This is a genomic window from Chitinophaga sp. YR573, assembly GCF_900110995.1.
Lineage (GTDB): Bacteria > Bacteroidota > Bacteroidia > Chitinophagales > Chitinophagaceae > Chitinophaga.
The window spans coordinates 2739648-2751406 of record NZ_FOJF01000001.1; the positions used below are offsets into that span (position 1 = coordinate 2739648).

Consider the following 11759-nt stretch of genomic DNA (forward strand, 5'->3'; position numbering starts at 1 on the left):
CATCCTTCGTCCACGGACGAAGGTGCGCGAAGGCCAGCATCATACATTAAATTTATTAAACTCAAATCAATGATACGTACCGTAAATCTGCAAAAGATCTTTACCACGGAAGAGATTGAAACTTCAGCCCTGAATGGCATTAACATGGAAGTGAAAGACGGGGAGTTTGTAGCTATCATGGGACCTTCCGGTTGTGGAAAGTCTACTTTACTGAACATCCTGGGATTACTGGATAATCCAAGTGGAGGGGAATACCATTTCTGGGATCATGAAGTAGCCCGCATGAGTGAGCGTCAGCGTGCGCAGTTAAGGAAAGGATCTATAGGGTTCGTATTCCAGAGTTTTAACCTCATTGATGAACTGACCGTTTTTGAAAATGTGGAGTTACCGTTGTTATACCTGAAGGTGCCTGCCAGTGAGCGTAAGGAAAAAGTAGAAGCAGTACTGGAACGTATGAATATCATGCATCGCCGTAATCACTTCCCGCAGCAGTTATCCGGTGGTCAGCAACAGCGTGTGGCGATTGCCCGTGCCGTAGTTGCCAAACCTAAAATGATACTGGCGGATGAGCCTACCGGTAACCTGGATTCTACCAATGGAGAAGAAGTAATGAAGCTGTTACAGGAATTAAATGAAGCGGGAACTACCATGATCATGGTAACACATAGTCCTTATGATGCCGGTTTTGCGCATCGTGTAATTAACCTGTTTGATGGTAGAGTAGTCACTGAGAATATCAAGGAGCAGTTCCATATTTAGAAATGTCAATTTAAAATGAGTAATCATGATCAGTAATTATCTGCGTATCGGTTGGCGCAACATCCGCCGGCATAAGCTGTATAGCGGGATTAATATCGGCGGACTGGCATTGGGGCTTGCTGTGGGCATTTTATTACTGATATGGGTGCAGGATGAATTGAGTTTTGACAGGTTTCATAAGAATGGTGCGAGTATTTATAAGTTAAGCGTAACGTTTAAATCAGGTACTGATGTGCAGACATGGGGTGCGATGCCTGCTCCTATTGTACCTGTTGCTGTAAAGAATATTGCCGGAGTAGAGGGTGGTGTAAGGATGAACGACGCATATGATATTGGTCAATATACCTATGGTAATAAAGATTTTTATGATGTTAAAGCCGCTTATGTAGATCCCGGCTTCTTCACGATGTTTAGCTTTCCTATGCTAAAGGGAAACCCGTTTTCCAATAATCAATCGATTGTGATTACCCGTAGCGCAGCTAAAAGATATTTTGGCACTGAAGAGGCTGTGGGCAAAGTGATACAAGCGAACAAAAAGGATAATTATATGGTCAGTGGAGTAATGGAAGATTTTCCGCTGAATTCAAGTATTCATTATGATTTTCTTTTTCCCTTTGATATTCTTACAAAAAACTTCACCCCGGGAGATCACTGGAAGACATTAAATGATGACTGGGGAGATTTTTACTATTCTACTTATCTTCAACTGGCTCCGGGTACCCGGCCGGACAAAGTTGGACAACAGCTTGCATTATTGCGTCCCGGAAGTAAATATGATACAAAAGTGCAGTATAATGTACAGCCTTTGTATGATGTGCATTTGTATAACTCCGATCAGAGTGAAGGTGGTATTAAAATAGTGCGCATTTTCCTGATAGTGGCTATTGTAATATTGCTGATCGCCTGTGTAAATTATGTGAATCTTTCTACTGCCAGGGCTATGCAGCGGGCAGGTGAAATCGGTATCCGGAAGATGGTGGGCGCAGCACGCCGACAGTTATTCCTGCAATTCCTGTGGGAATCTGCGCTGGTATTTGTAATGGCATTAGCATTAGCAGTGTTGATTATGCTGGTGGTTATTCCATTCTACAATGATCTTACTGACAAGCATCTTTCTTTAAGTGTAAATAATATGCAGATGATCATAGCCATAGGCATGGCTATGTTACTAACACTACTCGTAGCGGGAATTTATCCCGCAATACTGTTATCATCTTTTGACCCTTTAAAAACATTAAAAGGCCGTATCACACTTGGCAGAAGTAATATTTCTTTCCGTAAGGCGCTGGTGATATTACAGTTTGTGATTGCCACAGTACTGATCATCAGTACGCTGATTGTTGGTCAGCAGTTGCAGTATATCCGGTCAAAGGCATTAGGTTATGATAAAGAAAATATATTCCAGTTTAACCTTGGAGATGCAGAACCACATTTTAGCAGTGTAGCGCAGGAAATGTCCGCTATAGCTGGTATACATGGGGTGGCCGGTGCCACCCAGGACTTACTGAATATAGATAATAGTACAGGTGATACTCATTGGGATGAGGAAACACATGATCAGTCTATGATAGTTCATGTGGCAGGTATTAACAAGGCATTTCTTGAAGTCATGAATTTCAAGCTGGTCAGTGGCGTTAATTTTACCGATTCTAAAGCAGATTCAGGACATTATATCGTTAATGAAACGGCTGCGAAGATGATGGGTATGAAGGATGCGGTTGGTAAACGGTTCAAATTGTGGCAGAATGACGGGATTATTATTGGTGTGGTAAAGGATTTTCACTTTGCATCATTGCATGAAAAGATCGCACCACTGGTGTTCTATTATGGTGGTGGAACCAATGTGCCAACCGGTTACAGGATGTACGTGAAAACCAGTGGTAAAGATGCGCAAAAGGCTATAGATGCTGCTGCGAAAATATATGCACGTTATAACGGGGATCATCCTTTTGAATATTCTTTCCTGGATGAAGGACTTGACAGAATATATCGTACAGACCAGCGTACCGGCCGCCTGTTTAATTACTTTGCCTTTATCGCCATCTTTATCAGCTGTCTTGGGCTTTTCGGACTGGCCACTTTTGCTACTACACAAAGAGTGAAGGAGATCGGTATCCGTAAGGTATTGGGTGCTTCTGTTACAAATATAGTTACACTGCTATCTTCTGATTTCCTGAAGACGGTCTTTATTGCTATTCTGTTATCTATTCCTATTGCCTGGCTGGCCATGCATAAATGGCTGGAAGATTACGCTTACAGAATTGGTATTGACTGGAAGGTATTTGTAATGGCGGGCAGTCTTGCTGTGTTGATAGCGTTGTTTACTGTTAGTTTCCAGGCTATAAAAGCTGCTTTGTTAAATCCCGTAAAATCACTCAAATCAGAATAGATCCTATATGCTGAAACATTATTTAAAAATAGCTATTCGTCACCTGCGTCAGCAGAAAGTAATCACAGCAATTAATATTGCCGGATTATCAATCGGAATGGCCTGCTGTATACTCATCATTCTGTTTGTAAAAGATGAGCGCAGTTATGATACTTTTCATGTGAATGCGAAGAGCCTTTACCGGCTAAACAGCGCTATTGTAAAAGATAATGACCGCGACTTTTTTGGTGGTTCACAGTTGCCCGCAGGGCCTGCATTAAAGGCAGAGCTGGGAGATGTTAAAACTACAGTACGTATACAGGATGATGGACGTACATTACTTTCCTATAAGGATAAACAGATAATAGAAGATGTAGTGTATGCGGATGTGGACTATTTCAAAATGTTCAGTTTCCCTTTAAAGGAAGGTGATCCTGCTAAAGTTTTGCAAGCGCCTTATACAATGGTGATCACAGAAAAGATCGCTAAAAAATATTTCGGATCAGAAGATCCGGTAGGAAAGATAATGAGAGTCAGCACCAAGTTTGACTGCCAGATAAGTGGTGTGGCTAAAGACATGCCGCAGAACTCTGAAGTAAAACATGATGTGATCATCTCTTTTGCTACTTACAAACAGATGGAAGAAGCAGCGGGGAATAAGTTCGATGATGCATGGTTCTTCTTTAACAATACAACTACCTATGTGCAGTTGACCGAACATGCTGATATAAGAAGAGCCAACAGGGAGTTGGTAAAGCTAAAGGCCAGGCACATTGACAAAATTGCGAAAAGTTTAGGGTTAGAATTTGCATATGAGTTGCAGCCATTATTACATACGCATCTGCGACCACATGGAGAAAATGATAAGAGCGCTCAATCAAAACTCATTTATTTCTACATGATCATTGCTGCTTTTATTCTGCTGATAGCCTGTTTCAATTTTATGAACCTGGTTACTGCGAGGGCAAATGAAAGAGCCCTGGAAGTAGGCTTGCGCAAAGTGATGGGTGGTGCGCGTAAAACGCTGATAGCTCAGTTCCTGTCAGAATCTATCTTATTGAGTATATTATCTTTCATCATTTCCATATTGCTGGCATTACTGATATTACCGTTCTTCAATGCATTTGCAGATAAGAGCCTGTACCTGTTTGGCTGGCAACAGTTACCTATGCTGGGTGGATTATTTGTAGTAGCCTTACTGGTAGGTGTAATAGCAGGCAGTTATCCTGCATTTTATTTATCCGGATTTTTGCCGATAGCCGTGCTGAAAGGGAACTTTAAATCTTCCGGTAGCAGGATATGGATGCGTAAGGGGTTGGTGATCGCACAGTTTTTTGTAACGGTCGTATTGATCATTGCTACCATTGTCACAGAAGCACAGCTTCGCTACTGGCAACATAAAGATCTTGGATTTGATAAAGATCGTCTGGTAAATATTTATCTGAATTATAAAGAAACCGGGAAAGTTGCTTCTGTGTTAAAGACAGAATTGCTCAGGTCTCATAATGTAAAGAGTGTAACGCTGTCAAATATGGCGATGGGTATCAGTAACTCTATAAATCCGGTAGTAAAGGATGGAGATACAGATGATAAATCTGTTACCACCAGCATTATTACGGGAGACTTTGACCTGTTGAAAACGATGGATATTAAGCTGCTGAAAGGACGGGATTTCTCTCCTGTTTTTTCTACAGACAGCACCAATACATTTATTGTTAACCAGGCCTTTGTAAAGGCTATGGGGCTGAAAGATCCGGTAGGAACTATTATCAAGTGGGAGCCTGGCTGGACGATACGCAAAGGAGAGATCATTGGTGTTGTAAAAGATTTTAATTACCAGACGTTAGTGGTACCGGTATCTCCTGCTATTTGTTTTGTAGCTCCGGCGGAAAGGTGTAATGTGATTAATGTCCGGTTAAATCCGGGAGATGTACCTAAACAGATGGCGGAAATGCAGAAGCTGTGGAAAGATCTGGTTCCTGCTTATCCGTTTGAAACTTCCTTTGTGGCAGATGATCTGGCTAAACAGTATGTGGAGGCCGGAAGAGTGGCGAAATTATTTGGCATCTTTTCCATGTTGTCTATTTTCATTGCCTGTATGGGATTGTTTGGATTATCTATCCTGATATCGCGTCAGCGTATGAAGGAGATCGGTATCCGCAAAGTACTGGGTGCTTCTGTAATGGGTATTACTGCCCTGTTATCCAAAGACTTTATGAAACTGATTGGTGTAGCTATTGTGCTGGCTACTCCACTGGCCTGGTTCGTTATGAGCAAATGGCTGGAGAATTTTGCTTACCGCATTAATGTAGAGTGGTGGATGTTGTTGATGGCGGGTATTGTTTCGATATTTATAGCATTGCTGACTATAAGTTTTCAATCGGTAAAAGCGGCGTTGATGAATCCAGTCCGCTCGTTGAAAACAGAATAAGATGTTACGTTTTAAAATGACAAGTGAAAGATGATACTGGGGCTGGTATCCACCAGCCCACACTTTTAAGTTACGAATTTTAGAGTAATTAGCATAATATTTTACATATGTTCCGCAATTATTTAAAGATAGCCTGGCGTAACCTGGGAAGGCAAAAGGTGTTTGCTGCCGTGAATATCACGGGGATGACAGTGGCATTCTGTGCTGCATTATTGTTGGGAATAGCCGCTTATCACGAATGGTCATACGATAATTTTCATAAGGATAGTGATCGTTTATTCCAGATATATACAGAAGAACGTGTACCAGGCGGGAAGTCGCTTCCATCGTCAAGTGAGGCAGTACCACTGGCTCCTGTATTACAAAAGGAGTGTGCTGCTGTGCAACAGGTGACACGTTATGCCGGAGAAGAAGAAAATGTGCAATACGGAGAGCGGAGTATGGACCTGCTGGTGAGATTTGTAGACCCTTCTTTTTTATCCATGTTCAATTTCCCCGTACTAAAGGGAGACGTGAATGCCTTACGCAGAGCAGACCAGATATTACTCACGGAAAAGACAGCGCATAATCTTTTTAATGATGGAAATGCGATAGGAAAGATTGTGCAGATTAAAATGGATAATAAGTTAAGGTCGTATACAGTGGCTGGTATAATGGCTGATGTACCCGGGAGTTCCAGTTTTGATTTTGAAATACTGACCAGTTTCGAGAATGTAATACAGATGCTTGATGAGCCGGATTCCTGGACCAATGAATCTTATCGTACATTTATTCAGCTGCAAAAGAATGCATCGGCAGCCGCGTTTGAAAAGCAGAGCAGAACTGTTGTGCATAAATATTACCCGGGCCGTATAAAAGACCAGATAAGGGATGGAGCAACTCCTGATAAAGACGGTGAGGTGTTATCTCTCCATACTATTCCATTGCGGGACATTCATTTTAATGAAATCAGCAACATAGGAAATGCTATCAGCCGGTTTTATCCCTGGATGCTGGTGATTATGGCCTTTATGATCGTATCTATTGCGGCCATTAATTTTATTAACCTGTCTATGGGCCGTTCTTTTACACGTGCCGGAGAGATAGGACTGAGAAAGGCGCTGGGTGCATTGCGGGGGCAACTGATATTCCAGTTCTGGAGTGAGGCATTTATCATCTGCTGTATTGCACTGCTGATGAGTATTGTACTGGCGGGATTATTATTACCCTGGTTTAATGCTATGTTTAAATATCATTTTACACTGAACATATTGAGAGATGTGCGTGTAATAAGCGGAGTGATATCGATTTTCCTTTTTGTAACTGTAATGGCAGGAGGGTATCCCGCCTGGCTGATATCAGGGTTTAATATAGTGGAAGTGCTGAAGGGTAAGCTGCGTTTGGGGAAAAGCAGTTTTATGCGGAATACACTTATTATTGTACAGTTTATTGTAGCGGTATTACTGATCAGTTGTACCCTTGTTCTGTGGCAGCAATTGCAATATCTGCGTTCCCGCCCCCTGGGATATAACCAGCATCAGGTAATCAGTTTACCGGTGAACGGTAATGTGAATGCGGCACAGGCATTGGAATCGTTGCGTAGCCGTTTGGCTGACAATCCGCGTGTATTGAGTGTGAGCGCTTCCATTATGAATCTGGGGAAGGGGTTGGACGGATCAGAGTCTAACTGGCATATTGGTTTTGACTATAAGGGGCGTGGGGTTAAAATGGCTATGCAGGAAGTGAGTTATGATTATGTAAAAACACTGGACCTGCAATTAGTTTCCGGAAGGGAGTTTACTAAAAACTATGCAGATTCCGGAGTGGTTATTATTAATGAAAAGATGGCATTACAGCTGGGAGAGAAGGACCCGATAGGGAAGGAGCTGTCATGGGGCGATGCGCATCCGGTGAAGATAGTTGGTGTTGTAAAAGATTTTAATTTTAAATCATTACACCAGGATATTGAACCTTTAACGATGCAACTGATTCCTGCTTTACAGGCTTCTTATATTTTCATCAAAGTACAGCCTGCAGATCTTCCGGGATCTATGGCAATGATAGAAAAGGTCTGGAAGGAAATTAATCCGCAGGGAACTTTCCAGGGAACCTTCCTGGATGACAATACGAACCGTATGTACAGAACAGAGTCCAGGCTGGCGAGTATTATTATCAGCAGTGCGGTACTGGCTATCATTATCTCCTGTATGGGATTGTTTGCGGTAGCAGTGCTGGTGATTGCACAGCGGAATAAGGAAATAGGGGTACGTAAAATACTGGGGGCATCTGCAGCCAGTATTGTTACACTGATCTCCGTAGATTTCCTTAAGCTGGTAGCGGTGGCTATCCTGATAGCCACACCGGTAGCCTGGTATTTAATGAACACCTGGCTGCAGGAGTTTGCCTACAGGATCCATATTCAGTGGTGGACATTCGTATTATCCGGTATAGTTGCTGTGATCATTGCTTTTTTTACCATCAGTTTTCAATCTATACGGGCGGCATTAATGAACCCGGTAAAATCTCTAAAAACAGAATAATAAAATGATACAACTCAAACACATCTCAAAGCATTATCCGGTAGGATTTGGGAAGAATGAAATATTAAGAGATATCGACCTGACTATATTTGAAGGAGAATTTGTGTCTATCATGGGGCCTTCCGGTTCAGGTAAATCCACTTTGCTGCATGTGCTGGGATTACTGGAAGAGCCGTCCCAGGGGGAATATCTTTTTGAGGGGGAGTCGGTGTTTAAGATGAATGAGAAGAAACGCACACAGTTGCACAGGGGGACTATCGGTTTTGTTTTTCAGGCTTATCACCTGATTGATGAACTGACGGTATATGAGAATATAGAAACACCGCTGTTGTATAAAAATATACCCTCTGCTGAACGCAAAAGTCGTGTGGCGGATGTACTGGATAGGTTTAACATTGTTGCCAAGAAAGATTTATTCCCGAGTCAGTTATCTGGCGGTCAGCAGCAGCTGGTAGGTATTGCCCGTGCTATTGTGGCTGAACCCCGTGTGATACTGGCAGATGAACCTACCGGTAACCTGCATTCCGACCAGGCAAAGGAAATCATGGAACTTTTCAAGCACCTGAATGAGAAGGATAAGATTACGATTATACAGGTAACTCACTCCGAGTTAAACGCAACGTACGGTCACAGAATTATACAGATCCGGGACGGGAAAATCGCATAATTTCAATTTACCGGTTTGATGAATTAAGTTTGAGGTTTGATTAATACGGGTGTAATGGCTCATCCGTAGTGATCAAACCTTAAACTTAAAAACCAGTAGCATATCCCCGATATTATTTTTCGCCTTTCTTAAAGAAAATGTTTATGTTATCATTACAATTATTATATTTTTGGAATGTCATGAAATTATCCAAAAAGCCCGGATTTGTCCTGGCACTTTGTTTATTGTTTGCTAACGTAGTTACCGTAAAGGCACAGGATACCTGGAGCCTGCAACGTTCTGTAGATTATGCACTGGCTAATAATATAACGATCAAGCAACAGGACGTACAAAAACGTTTAGCCAATCTGACTTTCAGGCAAAGTCAGTTATCCCAGATCCCTACTGTGAATGTGGGGGTTGACGGGAGTTATAGCTCCGGTCGTAGTATTGATCCCAGCAACAATGCCTATATCACCCAGAGTTATTTTTCTTCAAGCGCAGGTCTTTCTTCCGGAGCCACCATTTTCAACTGGTTTTCCCAGCAGAATCTCATCGCATCCAATAAATATCAGGCACAGGCTCAGGACCGTTTGCTGGAGAAGGCAAGGAATGATGTGGCATTTAACATTGCCAGCGCGTTTCTGCAAATCCTGCTGAATAATGAACAGGTGCATATCAGTGAGCTACAGGTAAAGCTGACTACTTCCCAGCTGGAAAACACCAAGAAGCTGGTAATTGCCGGTTCTGTTCCTGAAAGTAACCAGGCAGACCTTGAGTCCAAACTGGCGAGTGACAGCGTTACACTGGTAACAGCACAAAACCAGGTAATCCTTTCTGTTTTACAAATGAAGGCACTGCTGAACCTTGGATTTGAAGTGCCATATGTACCGGAAATTCCTGAAAAGATTGCAGATATTCCGTTGCCGCGTCTGGATGAAGTAGACCCTGAGATGGTATATAGTGCTGCATTAAATTCCAATCCGCTGATTAAGGCAGATGAATTGCTGATCAGGTCAATGGAACGGTCCTATGCATCTTACAAAGGACAGCTATACCCAAAATTAACAGCATCCGGCAACCTGAATAGCTTCTATGCCAGCAGCGCTAAGTATATACCGACAGGACAAACTGAGCCGAAAACAATCTCCCTGAGTGATCAGGTAAGTAATAACTTCAAACAGGTAATAGGATTATCACTAAATGTACCTATCCTTAATGGCTGGCAGGCACGTACCAATGTGCAGAAAGCAAAATTAAACATTACCAATCAGCAGCTTGTACGTGACAAAGACAATCAGCAGCTTCGGCAGGATATTTATACTGCCCATGCGAATGCAGTAGCTGCCATTCAGAAATTTTCTGCTTCTTCAAAAGGGGTAGTAGCATCCCAGAGAGCCTATGATTTTGCCACTAAAAGGTTTGATCTGGGATTGATGAATACGATTGATTATATTACAACTCAAAGTAACTTATTTAAGGCGCAGGTAGATAAAGTATCGGCCCAATATGATTATATATTTAAAATGAAGCTGCTGGAGTTTTACAGGGATCAGAAGATCACTTTGTAGCTGCTCCTACCCATAGAAATTAACCTGTATGAAAAAAACACTTTTCTGGATATTAGGAATTCTCCTGGTAATAATTATTGTAGGATTCGCTCTTAAAGCCAACAAAAAAGAGGGAATCAGGGTGGCCGTTGACAAAGCCGCCGAAAAGAATATTATAGAGGTGGTGTCTGCCAGTGGGAAGATATATCCTGAAACAGAAGTGAAGGTAAGCTCTGACGTTTCCGGTGAAATAGTAGAGCTGCCTGTGCTGGAAGGGGATTCTGTACAAAAGGGACAGGTACTGGTACGCATTTATGCGGATGTTTATGGTTCTGTAAGAGATAAAGCGAATGCGTCTCTCAGTCAGGCCCAGGCACAACTGGCCAATACGGCAGCGGCGCTCAATTCTTACAAAGCCCGTCTGGAACAAAATAAAGCTGCTTACGAACGTAATAAAGAGCTGCTGGCACAAAAAGTGGTATCCCGCAGTGAGTTTGAAACTGCTGAAGGTACTTACCGTGCTGCCCTGGCAGATTATAATGCCGCCGCAGAACTGGTGAACAGTAACAGATTTGCTGTGCAGAATGCCAAAGCGGGATTAACAGAAGCGAATACGAACCTGCTTCGTACTACTATCTCTTCTCCTATGAACGGAGTGGTATCCCTGCTGCCGGTTAAAAGAGGTGAAAGGGTAGTGGGTACCGGTCAGATGACAGGTACAGAGATCATGCGTATTGCAGACCTGAATGTGATGGAAGTACAGGTGGATGTTGGAGAAAATGATATTCCCCGTGTAAAATATAATGATACGGCTGTAGTGGAAGTAGATGCCTATAATAACCGTAAGTTTAAAGGGATTGTAACGCAGATAGCCAGCTCCAGTAAAGGATCTGCTACTGCCAGTTCCAGCTCTACTTCTTCTGCGGAACAGGTAACCAGCTATATAGTGCATATCCGCATTCTGCAGGAAAGCTATCAGGACCTTCTTGATCCTAAAAATCCAAAGAATTTTCCTTTCCGCCCGGGCATGAGTGCCAGTGTGGATATACAAACGCACAGAAAAAATAATGTGCTGGCTGTACCTATCAATGCAGTTACTACCAGGGAAGTGGTGGACAGTACCGGTTCCGGAAGAAAGGTTGGAGAGGCTAAGAAAACAACAAATGACGGATCTGTTGCTGAAACAGAAAACAAAGTGACCAAGGAAGTTGTTTTTGTATTACAGCCGGATAAGACAGTGAAGATGGTGGAAGTAAAAACAGGGGTGCAGGATGATATTAATATTGAAGTGCTTTCCGGATTGAAGCCGGGTGATGAGGTGATCAGTGCACCTTATTCCGCAGTGTCTAAAGACCTGGATGAGAAGAAAAAGGTGATCATTGTACAGAAGAAAGAGCTGTTTGAAGGTACCGCGAAGAAGTAAGAGACATATGGCAAGCTAAATATAAAAGAGCTACCTGCTGATCAGCAGGTAGCTCTTTTCGTA

The 11759-nt window shown here is 42.5% G+C and carries 7 protein-coding genes; all 7 read left to right on the forward strand.

Going from position 1 to position 11759, the window contains the following annotated elements:
- Positions 1-69: 69 nt before the first annotated feature.
- The 7 genes from BMW86_RS11550 (at position 70) to BMW86_RS11580 (ending at position 11696) form a co-directional block, all read left to right on the forward strand.
- Positions 70-759 carry an ABC transporter ATP-binding protein gene (locus BMW86_RS11550; protein ID WP_089781923.1) on the forward strand — a complete coding sequence of 230 codons (690 nt, stop codon included), beginning with the start codon at positions 70-72 and terminating at the stop codon, positions 757-759.
- A 25-nt stretch (positions 760-784) separates the two neighbouring features.
- Positions 785-3148: an ABC transporter permease gene (locus tag BMW86_RS11555; RefSeq protein ID WP_089781924.1), complete on the forward strand. Its 2364-nt coding sequence runs from the start codon at positions 785-787 to the stop codon at positions 3146-3148.
- Positions 3149-3155: 7 nt separating this feature from the next.
- A complete protein-coding gene (locus tag BMW86_RS11560; protein ID WP_089781925.1) occupies positions 3156-5558 on the forward strand; it encodes an ABC transporter permease in 2403 nt (800 codons plus the stop codon).
- A 107-nt stretch (positions 5559-5665) separates the two neighbouring features.
- Positions 5666-8077: an ABC transporter permease gene (locus tag BMW86_RS11565; protein WP_089781926.1), complete on the forward strand. Its 2412-nt coding sequence runs from the start codon at positions 5666-5668 to the stop codon at positions 8075-8077.
- A 4-nt stretch (positions 8078-8081) separates the two neighbouring features.
- Positions 8082-8744, forward strand: coding sequence for an ABC transporter ATP-binding protein (locus tag BMW86_RS11570; protein WP_089781927.1), 663 nt, complete (start codon positions 8082-8084; stop codon positions 8742-8744).
- A 179-nt stretch (positions 8745-8923) separates the two neighbouring features.
- The gene (locus tag BMW86_RS11575; RefSeq protein ID WP_177189228.1) at positions 8924-10294 is read left to right on the forward strand and encodes a TolC family protein; all 1371 of its coding nucleotides are present in this window, start codon (positions 8924-8926) and stop codon (positions 10292-10294) included.
- A gap of 28 nt (positions 10295-10322) precedes the next feature.
- Positions 10323-11696, forward strand: a complete 1374-nt coding sequence (locus tag BMW86_RS11580; protein WP_089781929.1) for an efflux RND transporter periplasmic adaptor subunit — start codon at positions 10323-10325, stop codon at positions 11694-11696.
- Positions 11697-11759 lie beyond the last annotated feature (63 nt).

What these genes read in the sequence shown, in the direction of transcription:
- BMW86_RS11550 (WP_089781923.1), top strand. Translation starts at nt 70, where the DNA reads ATGATACGTACCGTAAATCTGCAAAAGATCTTTACCACGGAAGAGATT.
- BMW86_RS11555 (WP_089781924.1), top strand. Translation starts at nt 785, where the DNA reads ATGATCAGTAATTATCTGCGTATCGGTTGGCGCAACATCCGCCGGCAT.
- BMW86_RS11560 (WP_089781925.1), top strand. Translation starts at nt 3,156, where the DNA reads ATGCTGAAACATTATTTAAAAATAGCTATTCGTCACCTGCGTCAGCAG.
- BMW86_RS11565 (WP_089781926.1), top strand. Translation starts at nt 5,666, where the DNA reads ATGTTCCGCAATTATTTAAAGATAGCCTGGCGTAACCTGGGAAGGCAA.
- BMW86_RS11570 (WP_089781927.1), top strand. Translation starts at nt 8,082, where the DNA reads ATGATACAACTCAAACACATCTCAAAGCATTATCCGGTAGGATTTGGG.
- BMW86_RS11575 (WP_177189228.1), top strand. Translation starts at nt 8,924, where the DNA reads ATGAAATTATCCAAAAAGCCCGGATTTGTCCTGGCACTTTGTTTATTG.
- BMW86_RS11580 (WP_089781929.1), top strand. Translation starts at nt 10,323, where the DNA reads ATGAAAAAAACACTTTTCTGGATATTAGGAATTCTCCTGGTAATAATT.